This window comes from Streptomyces sp. NPDC012835 (assembly GCF_042900885.1).
Lineage (GTDB): Bacteria > Actinomycetota > Actinomycetes > Streptomycetales > Streptomycetaceae > Streptomyces.
Window position 1 is genome coordinate 191,178 of record NZ_JBIBBW010000002.1, and the last position, 22,044, is coordinate 213,221.

General features: G+C 68.0%; 15 protein-coding genes and 1 tRNA gene. 10 read left to right on the forward strand and 6 right to left on the reverse strand.

Annotated elements, in window-relative coordinates; genetic code table 11:
- Positions 1 to 68: 68 nt before the first annotated feature.
- Positions 69 to 1,805 carry a lytic transglycosylase domain-containing protein gene (locus ACFY6S_RS08360; RefSeq protein ID WP_388820353.1) on the reverse strand — a complete coding sequence of 579 codons (1,737 nt, stop codon included), beginning with the start codon at positions 1,803 to 1,805 and terminating at the stop codon, positions 69 to 71.
- A gap of 180 nt (positions 1,806 to 1,985) precedes the next feature.
- Positions 1,986 to 4,697, reverse strand: a complete 2,712-nt coding sequence (gene polA, locus ACFY6S_RS08365) for a DNA polymerase I (RefSeq protein WP_388820356.1) — start codon at positions 4,695 to 4,697, stop codon at positions 1,986 to 1,988.
- Between the two features lie 241 nt (positions 4,698 to 4,938).
- Between polA and ACFY6S_RS08370 the strand changes: the two genes are divergently transcribed.
- The 7 genes from ACFY6S_RS08370 to ACFY6S_RS08400 all read left to right on the forward strand — a co-directional run bounded on the left by ACFY6S_RS08370 (position 4,939) and on the right by ACFY6S_RS08400 (position 14,184).
- Positions 4,939 to 7,293 (forward strand): FdhF/YdeP family oxidoreductase, encoded by a 2,355-nt coding sequence (locus ACFY6S_RS08370; protein ID WP_388820359.1) that lies wholly within the window; start codon positions 4,939 to 4,941, stop codon positions 7,291 to 7,293.
- Between the two features lie 114 nt (positions 7,294 to 7,407).
- Complete coding sequence (locus tag ACFY6S_RS08375) at positions 7,408 to 7,905, forward strand: PaaI family thioesterase (RefSeq protein WP_388820362.1); 498 nt, start codon at positions 7,408 to 7,410, stop codon at positions 7,903 to 7,905.
- Positions 7,906 to 8,456: 551 nt separating this feature from the next.
- Positions 8,457 to 9,698: a branched-chain amino acid ABC transporter substrate-binding protein gene (locus tag ACFY6S_RS08380; RefSeq protein ID WP_388820365.1), complete on the forward strand. Its 1,242-nt coding sequence runs from the start codon at positions 8,457 to 8,459 to the stop codon at positions 9,696 to 9,698.
- Positions 9,699 to 9,807: 109 nt separating this feature from the next.
- Positions 9,808 to 10,737 carry a branched-chain amino acid ABC transporter permease gene (locus ACFY6S_RS08385; RefSeq protein WP_388820368.1) on the forward strand — a complete coding sequence of 310 codons (930 nt, stop codon included), beginning with the start codon at positions 9,808 to 9,810 and terminating at the stop codon, positions 10,735 to 10,737.
- Between the two features lie 5 nt (positions 10,738 to 10,742).
- Entirely contained in the window at positions 10,743 to 12,536 is a 1,794-nt protein-coding gene (locus tag ACFY6S_RS08390) for a branched-chain amino acid ABC transporter permease (protein ID WP_388820371.1), read from the forward strand.
- A gap of 5 nt (positions 12,537 to 12,541) precedes the next feature.
- Positions 12,542 to 13,471 (forward strand): ABC transporter ATP-binding protein, encoded by a 930-nt coding sequence (locus ACFY6S_RS08395; protein ID WP_388820375.1) that lies wholly within the window; start codon positions 12,542 to 12,544, stop codon positions 13,469 to 13,471.
- Positions 13,468 to 14,184: an ABC transporter ATP-binding protein gene (locus ACFY6S_RS08400; protein ID WP_388820378.1), complete on the forward strand. Its 717-nt coding sequence runs from the start codon at positions 13,468 to 13,470 to the stop codon at positions 14,182 to 14,184. The genes ACFY6S_RS08395 and ACFY6S_RS08400 overlap by 4 nt, the downstream gene beginning before the upstream one ends.
- A gap of 97 nt (positions 14,185 to 14,281) precedes the next feature.
- On the opposite strand, the gene ACFY6S_RS08405 is transcribed toward ACFY6S_RS08400, so the two are convergent.
- Complete coding sequence (locus tag ACFY6S_RS08405) at positions 14,282 to 14,935, reverse strand: ANTAR domain-containing response regulator (protein ID WP_388820381.1); 654 nt, start codon at positions 14,933 to 14,935, stop codon at positions 14,282 to 14,284.
- 101 nt (positions 14,936 to 15,036) lie between these two features.
- Between ACFY6S_RS08405 and ACFY6S_RS08410 the strand changes: the two genes are divergently transcribed.
- Positions 15,037 to 15,109, forward strand: a tRNA-Leu gene (locus tag ACFY6S_RS08410).
- Positions 15,110 to 15,218: 109 nt separating this feature from the next.
- The gene (locus ACFY6S_RS08415) at positions 15,219 to 16,001 is read left to right on the forward strand and encodes a transcriptional regulator (protein WP_388820384.1); all 783 of its coding nucleotides are present in this window, start codon (positions 15,219 to 15,221) and stop codon (positions 15,999 to 16,001) included.
- A 20-nt stretch (positions 16,002 to 16,021) separates the two neighbouring features.
- On the opposite strand, the gene pyk is transcribed toward ACFY6S_RS08415, so the two are convergent.
- Positions 16,022 to 17,455 carry a pyruvate kinase gene (gene pyk / locus ACFY6S_RS08420; RefSeq protein WP_388820387.1) on the reverse strand — a complete coding sequence of 478 codons (1,434 nt, stop codon included), beginning with the start codon at positions 17,453 to 17,455 and terminating at the stop codon, positions 16,022 to 16,024.
- A 120-nt stretch (positions 17,456 to 17,575) separates the two neighbouring features.
- Positions 17,576 to 18,313, reverse strand: coding sequence for an SIMPL domain-containing protein (locus ACFY6S_RS08425; protein ID WP_388820390.1), 738 nt, complete (start codon positions 18,311 to 18,313; stop codon positions 17,576 to 17,578).
- Between the two features lie 233 nt (positions 18,314 to 18,546).
- Here ACFY6S_RS08425 and ACFY6S_RS08430 point away from each other — a divergent pair, with 233 nt between their 5' ends.
- Positions 18,547 to 20,361, forward strand: a complete 1,815-nt coding sequence (locus tag ACFY6S_RS08430) for a bifunctional metallophosphatase/5'-nucleotidase (RefSeq protein ID WP_388821537.1) — start codon at positions 18,547 to 18,549, stop codon at positions 20,359 to 20,361.
- A 59-nt stretch (positions 20,362 to 20,420) separates the two neighbouring features.
- On the opposite strand, the gene ACFY6S_RS08435 is transcribed toward ACFY6S_RS08430, so the two are convergent.
- Entirely contained in the window at positions 20,421 to 21,842 is a 1,422-nt protein-coding gene (locus ACFY6S_RS08435) for a lysine N(6)-hydroxylase/L-ornithine N(5)-oxygenase family protein (protein ID WP_388820393.1), read from the reverse strand.
- Between the last annotated feature and the right edge of the window lie 202 nt (positions 21,843 to 22,044).

Below are 22,044 nucleotides of genomic sequence, written 5' to 3' on the forward strand. Positions count from 1 at the left end.
AGGGGCCCGCCGTGTGCCGCCCCCGGCCGGTCGGTCGGGGGCGGCACAGGGCCGGTGCGGCGTGCGGGTCAGGCGACCTTCAGCTCGATGGTGAGCGTGGCGCCGCCCTCGGTTTCGAGGCGGAGCAGATAGGTGCCCGCCGCTTCGCCCGCGTGGAGCTTCGGGAGCCGGAGGGCACCGTCGGCATCCGTCCTCAGATCCGTGAGGGTCCGCAGCGCGTCGCCGTTCGCGTCCTTGAAGTAGGGCCCGGCCTCGGGGGCCGTGGCGTCGGTCGCGGATGTGATCACGGCCGCGCTCACCGCCACCCGGCCGGCGGCGGCTCCCCGGTAGGTGGCCCTGACCTCGACGGCGTCGGTGAACTCGGCGCCGGGCGCCGCGACCAGCTCCTGCGTCGTGGTCCTGGCGAGTGCGTCCGCCTGACGGGCCGTGACGGTGGCGGTGTAGCCGACGGGGGCGACGCCCGGCACGACGGCGGTCGCGCGGATCGTGAAGTCGCCCGTCCGCTCGCCCGCCTGGACGGCCGGCGCGGTCGCCGTGCCCTCCGTGCCCGTGACGTCGACCGAGGTGGTCAGGCCCGTCACGAACCGGGCGTCGGTGTCGCCGACGATCTCGAACCGCACGATCGTCCTGGCCACGGGCTTGCCGGCCTTGTCCACGGCGCGGACGGCCGCCTGCTGGGCGAACCGGCCGCCCGCGACGGCGGTCAGCGGCGCTGTGACGGTCTTCTCGATCCGCGCGGCGACCGGCTTGGGGGCCGGGGTGGTGGGGGTGCCGGGATCACTCGGGGTGGGCGTGGTCGTACCGCCGCCGGGCTCGGTCGGCTTCGGAGTGCCGGAGCCGCCCCCGGGCTTGGGGGTCGAAGGGCTGGGGGTGGGGCTCGGGCTCGTGCTCGGGGAGCCGCTCGGCTTCGCGGTGCCCGGGGTGCCGGGGGTGCTGGGGACGGTGGGGCTGGGCGTCGGGGTCGACGGCGAGGACGGTCCGGTGGACACGGGCAGCGTCGCGGTGCTGTCCGGGATCTCGTGCGACCCGTTCTTGTAGTACTGGAACCAGGTCAGGACCGTGTTCAGGTACTCACGCGAGTGGTTGTAGCCGAGGATCGCCTTGTGGAGGTCCTCCTCGACCGAGAGATCGCGCTCTCCCGCGCACAGGTAGTACGCGGCGGCCAGCGCGGCGTCGAAGATGTTGTTGGGGTCGCTGCGGCCGTCGCCGTTGCCGTCCTGGCCCCAGGTCTTCCACGTCGACGGGATAAACTGCATCGGGCCGACGGCGCGGTCGTGCGTCGCGTCGCCGTCGAACTCGCCGTTGTCGGTGTCGCTGATGTTGGCGAAACCGACCCCGTTCAGGACCGGGCCGAGGATCGGCGAGAGCGTCGTGCCGTCGTCGTTCACCTGACCGCCGCGCGCGTGGCCCGACTCGACCTTGCCGATCGCGGCGAGCAACTGCCACGGCAGATTGCAGCCGGGCTTGGCCTCCGCGATGGTCGTCTCGGCACGCTGGTACGCGGAGAGCACCGTGGCCGGTATACCCGCCTCCGCCGCGGTCGCCCCGGTGCCCCCGCCCGGCAGGTCTATCGAGGTGCCCGGCCTGTCGGGCGTCGTCAGCGGCGGAAGCTCCGTGTAGTACGAGGAGTTGCCCGACACCGGCGTGCCCGGCGGCGGCGTCACCTCGGCCGCCGAGGTACCGCCCCCGGTATCCGTCCGGATGGCACCCGGTGCCTGCGAGGCGGAGAGCGCCGCGATCGCGGCCGCCGCCACGGCGGTGGTCGTCGCTCCCTTGCGCAGCCGACTGCCGAATAGCGCTGCCATGGACTGGCCCCTCCCCGTGGTGGCTGTCCGCGCTCCCCGCGCGAGGACTCAAGCGACCCTATGTCAACTCCTGGCCCCGGCACACCGGTCCGTGACCGGCTTTCACCACTTCGCCACCTGGGCGTCGCCCGGTTGCGGGAAGCCCCGGCGCACCGGGGCTTCCCGCAAGGCTTTTTCCGGTCAGTGCGCCGCCGACTCCCAGTCCGCGCCGACCCCCACCGAGACATCCAGCGGCGCCCGCAGCTCGACCGCGCTCGACATCTCCCGGCGCAGCAGCTCCTCCACGCGCTCCCGCTCGCCGGGCGCGATCTCCAGCACGATTTCGTCATGGACCTGGAGAAGCATCCGGGAGGTCAGCCCCGCCTCCGTCATCGCCCGGTCCACCTTGAGCATGGCGACCTTGACGATGTCCGCGGCGGTGCCCTGGATCGGCGCGTTGAGCGCCATGCGCTCCGCCATCTCACGCCGCTGACGGTTGTCGCTGTTGAGATCGGGCAGATACCGGCGGCGCCCGAGCATCGTCTCCGTGTAGCCCGTGGCCCTGGCCTCCACCACCGCGCGCTGGAGGTAGTCCCGCACCCCGCCGAACCGCTCGAAGAAGGTGTCCATCAGCGCGCGCGCCTCGCCCGCCTCGATGTTCAGCTGCTGGGAGAGACCGAACGCCGAGAGCCCGTAGGCCAGTCCGTACGACATCGCCTTGATCTTGCGACGCATCTCGGGGTCGACGGCGGACTTCTCCACCCCGAACACCTGCGAGGCCACCGTGGTGTGCAGGTCCTCGCCCGAGGTGAACGCCTCGATCAGCCCCGCGTCCTCCGAGAGATGAGCCATCACCCGCAGCTCGATCTGACTGTAGTCCGCCGTCATCAGCGACTCGTAGCCCTCGCCGACGACGAAGCCGCGGCGGATCGCCCGGCCCTCGTCGGTCCGCACCGGGATGTTCTGGAGGTTCGGATCCGTGGAGGAGAGCCGGCCCGTCGCCGCCACCGTCTGGTTGAACGTCGTGTGGATACGGCCGTCCGCGGCGATCGACTTGATCAGGCCCTCGACGGTGACCCGCAGCTTCGCCTGCTCACGGTGGCGCAACATGATGACCGGCAGTTCGTGCTCGGTCCTGGCCGCGAGCCAGGCCAGCGCGTCCGCGTCCGTCGTATAACCCGTCTTCGTCTTCTTCGTCCTGGGCAGCCCCAGCTCACCGAAGAGGACTTCCTGGAGCTGCTTGGGCGAACCGAGGTTGAACTCGTGACCGACGGCCGCGTGCGCCTCCTTCACGGCCTGCTGCACCGCGCCCGCGAACTGCCCCTCCATGGCCTCCAGATGGGCCCGGTCGGCGGCGATGCCATGGCGCTCCAGCCGGGCCAGCAGCGCGGAGGTCGGCAACTCCACCTCGTGGAGCAGCTCCGAGGCGCCGACCTCGCCCAGCCGCTCGGTGAACGCCTCCCCCAGGTCGAGGATCGCGCGGGCCTCGGTCATCAGCGCGTCGGCCTCGGCCTGCTCGTCGCCGCCGAACGCCAGCTGCCCGTCGGCGGACGGGGCCGGCGCCAGCTCACGGCCGAGATACTCGATCGCCAGGGCGTCCAGCGCGAACGAACGCCGCCCCGGCTTCACCAGATAGGCGGCCAGCGCGGTGTCCATCGTCACCCCGCCGATCCGCCAGCCGTGCTCCGGAGCGACCCGCATCGCGCCCTTCGCGTTGTGCATGACCTTCGGGCGCTCCGGGTCGGCGAGCCACCCCGCGAACGCCTGCTCGTCGGCCTCGTCCAGCTGCGTGGTGTCGAACCAGGCCGCGGCGCCGCCGGCCGCCGCGAGCGCGACCTCGGCGACACTGCCCGCGCCGAGCGCCCAGGTGTCGAGCGTGGCCACCCCGAGCGGCTGCGCGCCGTGCTCGGCCAGCCACGGCGCCAGCTCCCCCGACCCCAGGACCACGCCGTCCAGCTCGATGCCGGCGGCGGGCGCCGGAGCCTCCTCCGCCACCGCCCCCGGATCCACCGCGAGCAGCCGCTCGCGCAGACTCGGGTTGCGGATCTCCAGCACCTCCAGCACCCCGGTCACCGCCGCGCGGTCGTAGGGCGCGCGCTCCAGATCCTCCGGCGCCTTGGGCAGCGCGACATCGCGCACCATCTCCGTGAGCCGCCGGTTGAGCCTGACCGATTCCAGATGGTCACGGAAGTTCTGCCCGGCCTTGCCCTTCACCTCGTCGGCGCGGGCCACCAGCTCGTCGAAGGAACCGAACTGATTGATCCACTTCGCCGCCGTCTTCTCCCCGACCCCCGGAATGCCCGGCAGATTGTCCGACGGGTCACCGCGCAGGGCCGCGAAGTCCGGATACTGCGCGGGCGTCAGCCCGTACTTCTCCTGGACCTTCTCCGGAGTGAAGCGCGTCAGCTCCGAGACACCCTTCGTCGGATACAGCACCGTCGTGTGCTCGCTGATCAACTGGAACGAGTCCCGGTCGCCCGTGACGATCAGCACCTCGAACCCGGCGGCCTCCGCCTGAGTGGCCAGCGTGGCGATCACATCGTCCGCCTCGAACCCCTCGATCGCGAACCGGTCCGCGCGCATCGCGTCCAGCAGCTCACCGATCAGCTCGACCTGCCCCTTGAACTCGTCGGGCGTCTTCGAACGATTCGCCTTGTACTCCGGGAACTCCTCCGAACGCCACGTCTTGCGGGACACGTCGAACGCCACCGCGAAATGCGTGGGCGACTCGTCACGCAACGTGTTCGCCAGCATCGACGCGAAGCCGTAGATGGCGTTCGTCGGCTGCCCCGTCGCGGTCGTGAAATTCTCCGCGGGCAGCGCGAAGAACGCGCGGTACGCCAAGGAGTGCCCGTCCATGAGGAGCAGGCGAGGACGGTTGTCTGCGGTCTTCTTCGATGCTGTCTCAGCCACGTACCCGATCCTGCCACGCCCCACTGACAATCCCGACCGACCGACCGCGCCGCCCACCGCCTCCCCCCACCGGAACCCCGCCCGGCCACCGGCCGACCATGGAGACCGGCCACGGAGACCGGCCTCACTCCCACCCGACATTCCCACTCGCCCCGCCCCCCACAGGTGACGCGTGACAGGATCGGGTACGTACACGAGTGCGGAACGTACGCGAATCAGCACAGGCCCGAAGGAGAGCGCGATGGCCACCAAGCCGCCCGCAGGAGATCCGGTCCAGGACGCACCCCGGGTCACAGCCCCCCAACACGCCGCCGCGGGACTCCCCGCCATCGCGCACACCCTCAAGATCGCCCAGGAACAGATGGGCGTACGACGCACCGCGCGCACCCTGCTCAAGGTCAACCAGAAAAACGGATTCGACTGCCCCGGCTGCGCGTGGCCCGAAGGCGACCACCGCCACACCGCGGAATTCTGCGAGAACGGCGCCAAGGCCGTCGCCGAGGAAGCCACCCTGCGCCGGGTCACCCCCGAATTCTTCGCCGCCCACCCCGTCTCCGAACTCGCCGACCGCAGCGGCTACTGGCTCGGCCAGCAAGGCCGGATCACCCAGCCCATGCTGCTGGACCGGGACACCGAAGGCGGCGCCGACCACTACACCCCCGTGAGCTGGGAACGCGCCTTCGCGATCATCGCCGAGGAACTGACCGCGCTCGACTCCCCCGACGAAGCCCTCTTCTACACCTCGGGCCGCACCAGCAACGAAGCCGCCTTCCTCCTCCAGCTGTTCGCCCGCGAATACGGCACGAACAACCTGCCCGACTGCTCCAACATGTGCCACGAATCATCCGGCTCGGCACTCTCCGAGACCATCGGCATCGGCAAAGGCAGCGTCTCCCTCGAAGACCTCCACCAGGCCGACCTGATCATCGTCGCCGGACAGAACCCCGGCACCAACCACCCCCGCATGCTCTCCGCACTGGAGAAAGCCAAAGCGGCCGGCGCGAAAATCATCTCGGTCAACCCCCTGCCCGAAGCCGGACTGGAACGCTTCAAGAACCCCCAGACCCCCCAGGGCATGATCCGCGGCGCCGCCCTCACCGACCTCTTCCTCCAGATCCGCATCGGCGGCGACCAGGCCCTCTTCCGCCTGCTCAACAAACTGATCCTGGAGACCCCCGGCGCCGTCGACGACACCTTCGTACGCGAACACACCCACGGCTACGAAGACTTCACCGCCGCCGCCCGAGCCGCCGACTGGGACGAGACCCTCACCGCCACCGGCCTCGAACGCGACCACATCGAACAGGCCCTCGCCCTGGTCCTCGCCTCCCGGCGCACCATCGTCTGCTGGGCCATGGGCCTCACCCAGCACAAACACTCCGTGCCGACCATCCGCGAAGTCGTCAACTTCCTCCTGCTGCGCGGCAACATCGGCCGCCCCGGCGCCGGAGTCTGCCCCGTACGCGGACACTCCAACGTGCAGGGCGACCGCACCATGGGCATCTTCGAACGCCCCGCCCCCGCCTTCCTCGACGCCCTCGACAAAGAATTCGGCATCACCTCGCCCCGCCACCACGGCTACGACGTCGTACGGTCCATCGAAGCCCTCCGCGACGGCAAGGCCAAGGTCTTCTTCGCCATGGGCGGCAACTTCGTCGCCGCCACCCCCGACACGACCGTCACCGAAGCCGCCATGCGCCGCGCCCGCCTCACCGTGCACGTCTCCACCAAACTCAACCGCTCGCACGCCGTCACCGGCACCCGCGCCCTGATCCTGCCCACCCTCGGCCGCACCGACAAGGACATCCAGGCCGCCGGCCGGCAGGTCGTGACCGTCGAGGACTCCATGGGCATGGTGCACACCTCCCGGGGCAACCTCCCACCCGCGAGCCCCCACCTCCTCTCCGAACCCGCCATCGTCGCCCGGCTCGCCCGCGCCACCCTCGGCCCCGCCTCCCGCACCCCCTGGGAGGACTTCGAGAAGGACTACACCCACATCCGCGACCGCATCGCCCGCGTCATCCCCGGCTTCGAGGACTTCAACGCCCGCGTCGCCCGCCCCGGCGGATTCGCCCTCCCGCACGCCCCCCGCGACGAACGCCGCTTCCCCACCGCCACCGGCAAGGCCAACTTCACCGCCGCACCCGTCGAGTTCCCCACCCTGCCGCCCGGCCGCCTGCTCCTCCAGACCCTGCGCTCGCACGACCAGTACAACACCACGATCTACGGCCTCGACGACCGATACCGAGGCATCAAGGACGGCCGCCGCATCGTGCTCGTCAACGCCGCCGACGCCGCCCGACTCGGCCTCGCCGACGGCACCTACACCGACCTCGTCAGCGAATGGAAGGACGGCGTCGAACGCCGCGCCCCCGGCTTCCGCGTCGTCCACTACCCCACCGCGCTCGGCTGCGCCGCCGCCTACTACCCCGAGACCAATGTGCTCGTCCCGCTCGACGCCACGGCCGACACCAGCAACACACCGGCCAGCAAGTCCGTCGTCGTCCGCTTCGAACCGGGCGAACGCGCCACCGAAGGCCCGGCCGACACCACGGACACCACGGACGCCCCGGATACGGCACCGACCGGACCATGACCGGCCCGGGGGAAGAGGACGCGAGCACAACGTTCCCCTAAGCGTGCGCTCAGCCATCTGATAAGCAGGACGGTGCACACTGCACGCACGCGACCACACAATCGGAGCCGGGCCATGGGTGAACAGTCCACTGTGAAGTTCCCGCAGGAGATCATCGACGAATACGCCGCACTCGGCGTCGACCTGGAAGCGCTGTTCTCCGCCGGCCACCTCGGCACGCGCATGGGAGTACGCATCGTCGAAGCCTCCCCCGAACGCGTCGTCGGCACCATGCCCGTCGAGGGCAACACCCAGCCGTACGGACTGCTCCACGGCGGCGCGTCCGCCGTCCTCGCCGAAACCCTCGGCTCCGTGGGCGCCATGCTCCACGGCGGCACGACCAGACTCGCCGTCGGAGTCGACCTCAACTGCACCCACCACCGCGGCGCCCGCAGCGGCTCCGTCACCGGCGTCGCCACCCCCGTCCACCGGGGACGCTCCACTGCGACCTACGAAATCGTCATCACCGACGAACAGGACAAGCGGATCTGCACCGCCCGCCTCACCTGCCTGCTGCGCGACGCCCCCACCCCCGGCGAAGCCCCGGAAGCGGCCCCCGCCACCGGCGCGTAAGCACACCCACGGGTCCGGCGCACACCCGGCGCCGGGCCCGTTCGCATGCCCGGAAGCGCCCACCCGCACGCCCCCTTGTACGCGCCGGGAACACCGCCTACCGTGCCCCATGAGCCGGGCAGAAGGTGCGAATACCCGGCCCCACACCACACGGTGCACATCACGCCCGATGTCACTCTGTGTAACATCGACGTGAACGAAAATCGGACGCGCCCCCCACAACCACACCCACGCTGCCCGCTTCAGGGCTCCCCCGCGCCCGATTGACCACGTCAGTAGCAAAAACCTTCAAGTCCCTTAGCGGAACTGCACGTTCTCACCATGCGGTCACTCCGGAAGCCAACCAAAAGCCGCATCCCGCCCGGCGAAGTCGACCAGCGTTGGCCTTGGCATAACAAGACAGTCACATCCTGCTCGCACCGCTCCACACCTCCCCCACCTGCGCTTAGAGTCACGGCCAGTCACCGCGCCACCGGATTACCTTCAGTTCGGTTCCAGCGCTCGACCCGGCGTCCCAGCAGGGGACGCCGCGTGCCAGGGGAGGACTGATCGTGCGTCACCGTTCCTTGTTCATCATCACCACTGCGGTCACCGCAGGGGCCCTCACACTGTCCGCCTGCGGATCCCGCGGCGACAGTGACGAAGGCGGCAGCGGCGGCGGCGACACGACCACCGTCGTCATCGGCCTCGACGCGCCGCTCTCCGGCGACCTCTCCGCGCTCGGCCAGGGCATCAAGAACTCCGCCGACCTCGCCGTCAAGAACGCCAACAAGAACAAAGAGGTCCCCGGGGTCACCTTCAAACTCGAAGCCCTCGACGACGTCGCCCAGGCCGCCACCGGCCAGCAGAACGCCACCAAGCTCGTCGGCGACACCAAGGTCATGGGCGTCGTCGGCCCCCTGAACTCCGACGTCGGCCAGTCCATGCAGAAGGTCTTCGACACCGCCAAACTCGTCCAGGTCTCGCCCGCCAACACCAACCCCGCCCTCACCCAGGGCCAGGACTGGCAGACCGGCAAGAAGGTACGCGGCTTCAAGACCTACTTCCGCACCGCGACCACCGACGCCGTCCAGGGCCCCTTCGCCGCGCAGTACATGTACAACAAGAAGAAGCTCAAAAAGGTCTACGTCATCGACGACAAGAAGACCTACGGAGCCGGCCTCGCCGCCACCTTCGCCGGCGAGTTCAAGAAACTCGGCGGAACCGTCGTCGGCACCGACCACATCAACCCCGACGACAAGGACTTCTCGGCCGTCGCCAGCAAGGTCGCCAAGGCCAAGGCCGACTTCGTCTACTACGGCGGCGAATACCCCGCCGGCGCCCCCCTCGCCAGCCAGATCAAGAACGCCGGCGCCAAGATCCCCACCGTCGGCGGCGACGCGCTCTTCAGCGCCGAATACGTCAACCTCGCCAAGAAGAACGCCGAAGGCGACCTCGCCAGCTCCGTCGGCGCCCCGCTCGAAACCCTCGACACCGCCAAGAAGTTCATAGCCGACTACGAGACCGCCGGCTACAAGGACGCCTACGAGGCCTACGGCGGCTACTCCTACGACTCCACCTGGGCCATCATCCAGGCCGTCAAGGCAGTCGTCGAAAAGAACGACGGCAAGCTCCCCGACAGCAAGGACGCCCGCGAGCAGATCACCGCGGCCATGCAGGACGTCACCTTCGACGGCGTCTCCGGACAGGTCGGCTTCGACGAATTCGGCGACACCACCAACAAGCAGCTCTCCCTCTACGAAGTCAAGAACGGCAAGCACGTCGCCGTCGAGGTAGGCCAGTTCGAGGGCTGACCGGGCACCCGGCCCACACCCGTACACCCAGTACACCCAGACCGCGCGGGGGGCGCCACAGCGCCCCCCCCGCGGCCGTATCTGACGACACCCACTCGGAGGCCCCGCGGTGAACGATCTGCCGCAGCAACTTGCCAACGGCCTGCTACTCGGCGCGCTGTACGGACTCATCGCAATCGGTTACACGATGGTCTATGGCATAGTCCAGCTCATCAACTTCGCCCACGGCGAGATATTCATGATCGGCGGCTTCGGCGCGCTGACCGCATTCCTCATCCTGCCGACCGGCACCAGCCTCCTCATCGCACTGCCCGTCATGATCCTCATGGCCATGGCATGCTCCGTACTGGTCGCCATGGCAGCGGAACGCTTCGCCTACCGCCCCCTGCGCGGAGCCCCCCGACTCGCCCCCCTCATCACCGCGATCGGCCTCTCCATCGCACTCCAGCAAGCCATCTGGGCCTTCTACCCGGACGCCAAGAAAGCCCGCCCCTTCCCCGAATTCGAAGGCGGCCGCATCGACCTCGGCGCCTTCGCCATCGGACGCGGCGACCTCTTCCTGCTCATCGCGGCCCCCATCTGCATGATCGCCCTCGGCTTCTTCGTCTCGAAGACCCGCACCGGCCGCGCCATGCAAGCCACCTCGCAGGACCCCGACACCGCCAAACTCATGGGCATCAACACCGACCGCATCATCGTCACCGCCTTCGCCATCGGAGCCGCCTTCGCCGCCATCGCCGCCGTCGCCCACGGCCTGCGCTACGGCAACATCGACTTCCGCATGGGCTTCATCGCCGGACTCAAAGCCTTCACCGCCGCCGTCCTCGGCGGCATCGGCAACATCTACGGCGCCATGATCGGCGGCCTCGTCCTCGGCCTCGCCGAAGCCATGGCCACCGCCTACATCGAGAACATCCCCGGCATGTCCCAACTGGGCGGCGGAGCCTGGAAGGACGTATGGGCCTTCGTCCTCCTCATCCTCGTACTGCTACTGAGGCCCCAAGGCCTACTCGGCCAACGAGTAGCGGACAGGGCGTGACACCCATGACCACCACAGACACCCAGACCACCACCCCGACCACCCCGCGACACACCCCGGCGATCATCCCCCTGCCCCCCGCCACCGCCCGCGCCGCCACCGCCACCGGCGCCCTCCTCACCCTCGCGAGCACCTTCCTCGCCTGGACCTGGACCTCCGAATTCCCCGGCGACCTCACCGTCAACGGCTACCCCGGCGGCCTCCAGGTCCTCACCCTCACCGGCGCCCTCCTCACCCTCCTCTTCACCCTCTCCGCCTACGGCATCCGCGGCCTCGGCTGGCTCACCCCCGGCGGCAAGAGCAGCGCGATACTCCTCCTCGCCCTCGGCACCTTCGCCACCACCTGGTACGCCATCATCGCCATCGCGGTGAACCTCGGCGGACTCGCCAACCTCGAACCCGGCGGCTGGATCGCCGCCATCACCGCACTCCTCACCCTCATCGCCGCCCTCGGACTCCCCAACGACGTCCCCCCCGACACCGACACACCCACACCCTGGAAACGATTCACCCAGTCCTTCAAGGCCCCCACGCCCGGACAAGCCGCACCACTCCCCTCCTGGGCCGAAATCCTGATCATCGCGATCTCCTTCGGCCTCGGACTCTTCGTCTTCACCTACGGCATCGACACCGAATACGCCGAACTCTTCATCGGCTTCATGCTGATGGTCTGCTTCGGCGCCACCGCCATCTCCCGAGCCGGCCTCAACCGCCGCCTCGCCGGCTACACCGCCACCCACAAAAACGTCACCGTGACCGCGGCCTTCGTCGCCGCCTTCGCCTTCCCCTTCACCCAGACCAACGACGCCTACGCCACCATCGGCGCGAACATCCTCATCTTCGCCACCGTCGCACTCGGCCTCAACGTCGTCGTCGGCCTCGCCGGACTCCTCGACCTCGGATACGTCGCCTTCCTCGGCGTCGGCGCCTACACCGCCGCCCTCGTCTCCGGCTCCACCTCCTCCACCATCGGCATCCAACTCCCCTTCTGGGGAGCCGTACTCGCCGGCGCCGCCGCCTCACTCGTCTTCGGCATCGTCATCGGCGCACCCACCCTCCGCCTGCACGGCGACTACCTCGCCATCGTCACCCTCGGCTTCGGCGAAATCTTCCGCATCGCCATGCAGAACATGGACGGCACCTCGGGCCCCAACGTCACCAACGGCCCCAACGGCATCCCCAACATCCCCGACCTCGAAATCCTCGGCTTCAACCTCGGGGAAACCCACACCGTCCTCGGCTTCGAACTCGGCAAGTTCTCCAACTACTACCTGCTCATGCTGTTCTTCACGATCATCGTCGTGACCGTCTTCCGCCGCTCCGACCAATCCCGCATCGGCCGCGCCTGGGTCGCCATCCGCGAAGACGAAACAGCCGCCCGCGCCATGGGCATCAACGCCTTCCGACTCAAACTCCTCGCCTTCGCCCTCGGCGCCACCCTCGCCGGCATGGCCGGCACCGTACAGGCCCACGTCACCACCACCGTCACCCCCACCCAGTTCAAATTCGTCGAAGCCGTACCCCCCAACTCCGCCTTCCTCCTCGCCGCCGTCATCCTCGGCGGCATGGGCACCGTCAGCGGCCCCCTCATCGGCGCCTCACTGCTCTACCTCATCCCGGCCAAACTCCAATTCATGTCCGACTACCAGCTGCTCCTCTTCGGCATCGCCCTCGTCCTGCTCATGCGATTCCGCCCCGAGGGCCTCATCGCCGACCGCAGGAAGCAGCTCGAATTCCACGAGACCGACCAACTCGACACGCCAAAGGGCGATATCGGCCTCAGCAAGGCGGGGGTGTGAACCACATGACCACCGACACCACCACAGCCACGGCCACCGGCACACCCGTGCTCCACGCCTCCGGCGTCACCATGCGCTTCGGCGGACTCACCGCCGTACGCGACGTCGAACTCACCGTCAACAGCGGCGAGATCGTCGGCCTCATCGGCCCCAACGGCGCCGGCAAAACCACCTTCTTCAACTGCCTCACCGGCCTCTACATACCCACCGAAGGCACCGTCTCCTACAAAGGAAACGTACTGCCCCACAAATCCCACCTCGTCACCCAGGCCGGGATCGCCCGCACCTTCCAGAACATCCGCCTCTTCGCCAACATGACCGTCCTGGAAAACGTCCTCGTCGGCCGCCACACCCGCACCAACGAAGGACTCTGGTCCGCACTCCTGCGCACCCCCGGCTTCAAACGCGCCGAACGCCAATCAGAAGAACGCGCCATGGAACTCCTCGAGTTCACCGGCCTCGCCCACAAACGCGATCACCTCGCCCGCAACCTCCCCTACGGCGAACAACGCAAGCTCGAAATCGCCCGCGCCCTCGCCAGCGAACCCGGCCTGCTCCTCCTGGACGAACCCACCGCCGGAATGAACCCCCAGGAGACCCGGGCCGCCGAAGAACTGATCTTCGCCATCCGGGACCAGGGCATCGCCGTCCTCGTCATCGAGCACGACATGCGATTCATCTTCAACCTGTGCGACCGCGTCACCTGCCTCGTCCAGGGCGAAGTACTCGTCGAAGGCAGCCCGACCGTCGTCCAGAGCGACGAACGCGTCGTCGCCGCCTACCTCGGCACCCCCTTCGACGGCGCCCCCGGCGCCGAAGAAGCGGCGGAGGTCATCGCGGCCGAAGCGGCCCAGGCCGCCGACACCCCGACCGACCACACCACCGGCACCACCAGCACCACCAGCACCACAGGCACGGAAGGGGACGCGAAGTGACCGCACTCCTGGAGGTCGAGGACCTCAAGGTCGCCTACGGCAAGATCGAGGCCGTCAAAGGCATCTCCTTCAGCGTCGAAGCCGGCCAGATCGTCACCCTCATCGGCACCAACGGCGCCGGCAAGACCACCACCCTGCGCACCCTCTCCGGACTCCTCAAGCCCGCCGCCGGCCGCATCACCTTCGACGGACAACCCCTAGGCTCCGTCCCCGCCCACAAGATCGTGGCACTCGGCCTGGCCCACTCCCCCGAAGGCCGGCACATCTTCCCCCGCCTCACGATCACCGAGAACCTCCAGCTCGGAGCATTCCTGCGGACCGACAAAGCCGGCATCGAAAAGGACATCCAGCGCGCCTACGAACTGTTCCCGATCCTCGGCGAACGACGAAAGCAAGCAGCCGGCACCCTCTCCGGCGGCGAACAGCAGATGCTCGCCATGGGCCGCGCCCTCATGTCCCAGCCCAAACTGCTCATGCTCGACGAGCCCTCCATGGGACTCTCCCCGATCATGATGCAGAAGATCATGCAGACCATCGTGGAACTCAAGGCCGACGGCACGACGATCCTCCTCGTCGAACAGAACGCCCAGGCCGCCCTGTCCCTCGCCGACCAGGGCCACGTCATGGAAATCGGCAAGATCGTCCTCTCCGGCAGCGGCGAGGACCTGCTCCACGACGAATCCGTACGCAAGGCGTACCTCGGCGAGGACTGACACCCGCCGCCGCACACGAAGAGGCCCGGTGCACCGTACCCACGGCGCACCGGGCCTCTCCACATCGTCCGACCCGAGCCGGACAGTCGGGGAAGGGCTACTGCCCCTGCCCCCTTTTCTTCTCCGCCGCGTCCTCGATGACCGCCTCGGCCACCTGCTGCATCGACATCCTGCGGTCCATCGACGTCTTCTGAATCCACCGGAACGCCGCCGGCTCCGTCAGCCCGTACTGCGTCTGAAGCACCGACTTCGCCCGGTCCACCAGCTTCCGCGTCTCCAGCCGCTGCGACAGATCCGCGACCTCCCGCTCCAGCGTCCGCAGCTCCGCGAACCGCGACACCGCCATCTCGATGGCGGGCACCACGTCGCTCTTGCTGAACGGCTTCACCAGATACGCCATCGCCCCGGCGTCCCGTGCCCGCTCCACCAGATCACGCTGCGAGAACGCGGTCAGCATGAGCACCGGCGCGATGGACTCCTCCGCGATCTTCTCGGCGGCGGAGATCCCGTCCAGCACCGGCATCTTCACATCGAGGATCACCAGGTCGGGCCGGTGCTCCCGCGCCAGCTCCACGGCCCGCTCGCCGTCACCGGCCTCACCGACGACCGAGTAGCCCTCTTCCTCAAGCATCTCTTTGAGGTCGAGGCGGATCAGCGCCTCGTCCTCGGCGATGACGACTCGCGTCGTCAGCGGCGGGACGTGCGACTTGTCGTCATCGTCTACGGGCTGGGGCGACTCGGGGGCGGTCACGGGGGCTCCTCGTTCCAGGCAGGGTGCTGCTACCTGAGACTACCTAGCTCCTGTATGTTTGAGACACAGCGGGTCTCCGCTTACCTTTGAAGCCAAGGCCAGCCCTGGTAGTCCAGCGGAAGAGACACGGTGCTCAAACCACCGACAGCGTGGGTTCGAATCCCACCCAGGGCACTTTCCCTTTGATTCCAAGCTTCGGCAACCGTTGGTGATCTTCACTCGCCTCGGTGAACAGATATCCGTTCCGGCCCAAGCGCCCGAACCTCCGGCCAGGCTCGCGCTCATGTACGACCTGGACACGCGTAAACGCGCCATCGCTCTCGTCTCGCAGGGGCGGAGTCTCAACTCCGTGAGCCAGCAGACTGGCGTATCGCGGGCGACGCTCCGCTCATGGCAGACCCGTCTGGAACCCCAGCCGCGCATGCTCGGGCAGGCTCGCCCCTGCCCGAGGTGCCTGCACAGCCCGGCCGCGCCCACGGACTCTGTCTCGTACGCCTACCTCCTTGGCCTCTATCTCGGAGACGGATGCATCAGCGCGCACCCGCATGGCGGCCATTACCTGCGGATCGCATGCGCCGACGCCTGGCCGGGGCTCATCGAGAGGTGCCGCACCAGCATGGCGGCCGTCCGTCCCGAGGACAGCGTGTACGTCCTCCGGAAGCAGGGGTGCGTCATGGTGACCAGCTACGGTCGGCACTGGCCCTGCCTCTTCCCGCAACACGGGCCGGGCATGAAACACCATCGCCTCATCGCCCTCGATGCCTGGCAGCAGGAGATCGTGCGCACACATCCGTGGGAGCTGGTGCGCGGCCTGATCCACTCCGACGGATGCCGGACCACCAACTGGACCACCCGGATCGTGGGCGGCGAGAAGAAGCGGTACGAGTATCCGCGCTACTGGTTCACCAACGTTTCGGACGACATCCGGCAGCTGTACACCGACACGCTCGACAAGCTCGGAGTCGAATGGCGGCACTGCACCCGCGCGGGCAAGCCGTACAACATCTCCGTCGCCCGCCGCGCGTCCGTCGCCCTGATGGACGCCCACATCGGCCCGAAGTACTGACCCGGCGCCTCGGGCAGCCACTACTTCGGGCTGTCGTCCTCGCCGATGTGGTGCACCCGGACCAGATTCGTGGAGCCCGCGACACCCGGCGGGGAGCCGGCCGTGATGACGACGATGTCGCCCTTGGCGCAGCGGCCGATTTTGAGGAGTTGGTCGTCGACCTGGTCGACCATGGCGTCGGTGGAGTCGACGTGGGGGCCGAGGAGGGCTTCGACGCCCCAGGTGAGGGTGAGTTGGGCGCGGGTGGCGGGGTCGGGGGTGAAGGCGAGGAGGGGGATGGGTGAGCGGTAGCGGGAGAGGCGTTTGACGGTGTCGCCGGACTGGGTGAAGGCGACGAGGTATTTCGCGTTGAGGAAGTCGCCCATTTCGGCTGCGGCGCGGGCCACGGCGCCGCCTTGGGTGCGGGGTTTGCTGCGTTCGGTGAGTGGGCGGAGGCCCTTGGCGAGGATGTCTTCTTCGGCGGCTTCGACGATGCGGCTCATGGTTTTGACGGTGGTGGTGGGGTATTTGCCGACGCTGGTTTCGCCGGAGAGCATGACGGCGTCGGTGCCGTCGATGACGGCGTTGGCGACGTCGGAGGCTTCGGCGCGGGTGGGGCGGGAGTTTTCGATCATGGAGTCGAGCATTTGGGTGGCGACGATGACCGGTTTCGCGTTGCGCCTGGCGAGTTTGATGGCGCGTTTCTGGACGAGGGGGACTTGTTCGAGGGGCATTTCGACGCCGAGGTCGCCGCGGGCGACCATGATGCCGTCGAAGGCGGCGACGATGTCGTCGATGTTCTGGACGGCTTGGGGTTTTTCGATTTTGGCGATGACGGGGAGTCGGCGTTGTTCTTCGTCCATGACGCGGTGGACGTCGTTGATGTCGGAGCCGGTGCGTACGAAGGAGAGGGCGATGACGTCGGCGCCGGTGCGCAGGGCCCAGCGGAGGTCTTGGATGTCTTTGTCGGAGAGGGCGGGGACGGAGACGGCGACGCCGGGGAGGTTGAGTCCTTTGTGGTCGGAGACCATGCCTCCTTCGATGACGAGGGTGTGGATGCGGGGGCCGTCGACGGAGGTGACTTCGAGGGTGACTTTTCCGTCGTCGACGAGGATGCGTTCGCCGGTGTTGACGTCGGTGGCGAGTCCTTCGTAGGTGGTGCCGCAGGTGTGGCGGTCGCCGGGGTGGGGTTCGACGGTGATGGTGAATTCGTCGCCGCGTTCGAGGAGTACGGGGCCTTCGTGGAAGCGGCCGAGGCGGATTTTCGGGCCTTGGAGGTCGGCGAGGATTCCTACGCTGCGGCCGGTTTCTTCCGCGGCTTCGCGTACGCGGTGGTAGCGCTCCTCGTGTTCGGCGTAGGTGCCGTGGCTGAGGTTGAGGCGGGCTACGTCCATTCCGGCTTGGACCAGTGCTTTGATCTGGTCGTACGAGTCGGTGGCTGGTCCCAGGGTGCAGACGATCTTTGCTCGGCGCATATTTCGACCCTAGGGCTTACCGGCGGGTAGCCGATTGGCGCCGTCTGACTACTCAACGTCCTTTGCGTGAAGGGTTATTGACAAAGGTCGAATAGTGCGTGGGGTCGCTCTTTTGAGCATTCAGCCGTTCAGTTCTGGTGGCGTCATGGTGAATCGCGCATTGACCTGGGCGTGGACTCGCTGGCGCTGTGGTTCGAGGTCGAGTGGGGGTGCGTCCGTCGGTTCCGCGGCGGCGTATGCGGCGCGGCTGCGCAGGGCGCCGGGGGCGGGTGGTATGCCGTATCCGCCGGTGTTCTCGGCGTCGAGGTCGGCCAGCTCGACGAGGGCGGCGAGTCGGGCGTCGAGTGCCTCGGCGTATTCGCGGGCGCGCTGGACGGCGTCCCGTACGGCTTGGCGCCTGGCGGTGGCGTGGGCCGGGGAGTCGGGGCGCAGGGACCACCAGGGGCCGTCGACGCGGGTGAGTTCGTGGTCGGCGAGGCGGGTGGTGAGTTCGCCGAGGGTGGTGAAGTCGGTGAGTTCGACGGTGAGGTGGACTTGGCCGTGGTAGGCGCGGATGCGTTCGCCGCGGCCGTGTTTGGTGAGTTCGGGGCTGATGGAGAAGGATCCGGTTTCGAGTTTTTCGATGGCGTCTCCGTAGCTTTTGATGAGGGTGATGATCTGGGTGTTGCGCCGGGTGAGGTCGTCGAGGGCGGTGCGGCGGTCGGTGCCGCGTGCGCCGACGGTGACGGAGATGCGGGCGAGTTCGGGGTCCACTTCGAGTCGTGCTTCGCCTCGGACGGCGACGCGGGGGGCTTCGGGGGTGCCGTAGGGCGGGGCGGGTGCGGCGGCGGGGTCGTGGCTGTGGGGGGTGGTGGTCATGGGTGGTTGTTCCTCTGTGGGTCGGGTGCCGGGTGGGCGCTGTGTTCGGTGGGGGTGAACGCTCTGTACGGACACTGTCGCACCTGGGTACGACAGTGGCGGGTGTCCCTCGGCAGTCATCTGATCGAAACCCTGCGGGGGTGTTGCGGGGAGGTGTGTTTGAGCCAGAATCTACGCGCGTTGTGCGATGGATCGATCGCGCGATGATCGTGATGGGTCAAAGGGAGAAGAAGATGCCGCTGAATCGAAGGACGTTCCTGGGCAGTTCGGCTGCCGCCGGTGCCGGGGTGGCGCTGGCGGGAACGGTCACGCCTGCCGAGGCCACCGGTGGTGGTCATGGGTCCGGGCCTGGCCATGGGCGTCCGCAGAAGCGGTACTCGTTCACCGTGATGGGGACGACGGATCTGCATGGCAACGTCTTCAACTGGGACTACTTCACGGACAAGGAGTTCGACGACGCGGCGCACAACGATGTCGGTCTCGCGAAGATCTCCACGTTGGTCGACAGGATCCGCAAGGAGAAGGGCCGGCAGAACACTCTGCTGATCGACGCGGGTGACACGATCCAGGGCACGCAGCTCTCGTACTACTACGCGAAGATCGACCCGATCACGGCCAAGCGTGGCCCGGTGCATCCGATGGCGCAGGCGATGAACGCGATCGGTTACGACGCTGCGGCGCTGGGGAACCACGAGTTCAATTACGGCATTCCGTTGCTGCGGAAGTTCGAGGAGCAGTGTCGCTTTCCGCTGCTGGGGGCCAACGCGCTCGATGCGAAGACGTTGAAGCCGGCCTTCGCCCCGTATGTGATCAAGAAGGTGCGGACGCCGTTCGGGCGTGAGGTGAAGGTCGCGGTTCTGGGGCTGACGAACCCGGGTATCGCGATCTGGGACAAGGTGAACGTCCAGGGGAAGATGACGTTCCCGGGGTTGGAGGAGCAGGCGGCGAAGTGGGTGCCGAAGCTGCGTTCCATGGGTGCCGATGTGGTGATTGTTTCGGCGCATTCGGGTTCGGACGGCTCGTCTTCGTACGGTGATCAGCTTCCGCATATGGAGAACGCGGCGTCGTTGGTGGCCGAGCGGGTGCCGGGTATCGACGCGATTCTGGTCGGGCACGCGCATGTGGAGATCCCGGAGCGCCGGGTGGTCAACAAGAAGACCGGTAAGGACGTGGTGTTGTCCGAGCCGTTGAAGTGGGGGCAGCGGCTGACGCTGTTCGACTTCGATCTGGTGTGGGAGCGGGGGCGCTGGTCGGTCGAGAAGGTGTCGTCGAAGGTGTTGAATTCCAACACGGTGGCGGAGGACAAGAAGATCACCGGGCTGCTGAGCGATGAGCATCGCAAGGTGGTGGCGTATGTGAATCAGGTGATCGGTACGTCGACGGTGGCGATGACCACGGTCGACGCGCCGTGGAAGGACGAGCCGATCATTGATCTGATCAATCATGTGCAGACGGAGACGGTGAAGGCGGCTCTTGCGGGTGGTGAGTGGGCGGCACTGCCGGTGTTGTCGCAGGCGTCGTGTTTCTCGCGTACGGCGGGGATTCCGGCGGGCGATGTGACGATCAAGGATGCGGCGGGGCTGTATCCGTTCGAGAACACGCTTGAGGCGCGGTTGGTGACCGGGGCGCAGATCAAGGAGTATCTGGAGTATTCGGCGAAGTATTACGTGCAGACGGCTGCGGGTGGTGCGGTGGATACGGCGAAGCTGACGAATGCGGATGGTACGCCGGATTACAACTATGACGTGGTGTCGGGTCTGACGTATGAGATCGATATCGCGAAGGCGGTGGGTTCGCGGATCGTGGATCTTCGGTTCGAGGGGAAGGCGTTGGATCCGGCGGCGAAGTTTGTGCTGGCGGTGAACAATTACCGGGCGAGTGGTGGCGGGAATTTCCCGGGGATCGCGGCGGCGCAGCAGTTGTGGGCGAATTCGGATGAGATTCGTAACACGATCATCGGGTGGGTGCAGGCGGCGGGGACGATTGAGCCGTCGGTGTTCGCTTCGGTGGATTGGAAGCTGACGCGGGACGGTTCGCCGGTGTTCTGATGGTGTGACGGTTCCGGTGTCGGGTCCGGTGTCGGGTCCGGTGGGCTTGGTGGCGGGGGTCAGCGGACTTCGGTGAGGGGGACCAGGCCGTCTCTGGTGGTGGGTACGGGGGCGGTCCGGTCTCGTCCGTCGAGTCCGAAGCTGGTGAAGGCGGTGCGTCGGGGCAGGGGGTAGGGCTCGGTGCCGGTGAGGTGGTTGAGGATGCTGGCGCTGCGCCAGGCGGCGAGTCCGAGGTCGGGTGCGCCGACGCCGTGGGTGTGGCGTTCGCCGTTCTGGATGTAGAGGGAGCCGGTGACGGTGGGGTCGAGCAGGAGCCGGTAGTGCTGGTCGATGCGGGGGCGGGTGGAGCTGTCGCGGCGCATGTAGGGGTCGAGTCCGGCGAGGATGCGGTCGAGGGTGCGTTCGCGGTAGCCGGTGGCGAGGATGACGGCGTCGGTGGTGAGGCGGGAGCGGGTGGCCTGCCGGGTGTGTTCGAGGTGGATCTCGATTTGGGTGGTGGCGACGCGGCCGGCGGTGCGGACGGTGACGCCGGGGGTGAGGACGGCGTCGGGCCAGCCGCCGTGGAGGGTGCGCCGGTACAGCTCGTCGTGGATGGCGGTGATGGTTTCGGGTCCGATGCCTTTGTGGAGTTGCCATTGGCGGGGGATGAGGTCGTCGCGTGCGTGTTCGGGCAGGGCGTGGAAGTAGCGGGTGTAGTCGGGGGTGAATTGTTCGAGGCCGAGCTTGGAGTACTCCATGGGGGCGAAGGCTTCGGTGCGGGCGAGCCAGTGGATCTTTTCGGCGCCGGCGGGGCGGGCGCGGAGCAGGTCGAGGAAGATTTCGGCGCCGGACTGTCCTGATCCGATGACGGTGATGTGTCGGGCGTCGAGGATGCGGGTGCGGTGCTGGAGGTAGTCGGCGGCGTGGATGACGGGGACGCCGGTGGCTTCGGTGAGGGGTTTGAGCGGGTCGGGGATGTAGGGCTCGGTGCCGATGCCGAGGACTACGTTGCGGGTGTAGGTGCGGCCGAGGGCTTCGGCGTCGCCGTCGGGGGCGATTTGGGTGAAGTCGACTTCGAAGAGGTCGCGTTCGGCGTTCCAGCGGATGGCGTCGACTTGGTGGCCGAAGTGGAGTGTGGGGAGTTGTTCGCTGACCCAGCGGCAGTAGGCGTCGTATTCGGCTCGCTGGATGTGGAAGCGCTCGGAGAAGTAGAAGGGGAAGAGGCGGTCGCGGGTTTTGAGGTAGCTGAGGAATGACCAGGGGCTGGCGGGGTCGGCGAGGGTCACGAGGTCGGCGAGGAAGGGTACTTGGAGGGTGGCCCCGTCGAGGAGGAGGCCGGGGTGCCAGTGGAAGGCGGGGTTCTGGTCGTAGAAGGTGGTGTTGAGGGGGCCTTCGGGGCGGTGGATGCCGTCGGCGAGGGCGGCGAGGGAGAGGTTGAAGGGGCCGATGCCGATGCCCACCAGGTCGAGGGGCTGGTCCGGTTCGGTGGGGTGCGCGGTCATCGGTGGGTGCTGCCTTCCGCGAGTCGGGCGCCCGGGGGCCGGGGTCGGCGGTGATGCCGATGAGCACAACGAGCCGGACCCGAGGCGGGTAATGGGGAGGGCGGCGTAGGGCGTTGACGGCTGTCGGGCGCCGGTTCCGTTCGTGGTCGGGTCCGGTGGCCGGGGTGTACGGGCGAGGGTCCGTGCGGTGTCCGGGTCGTCG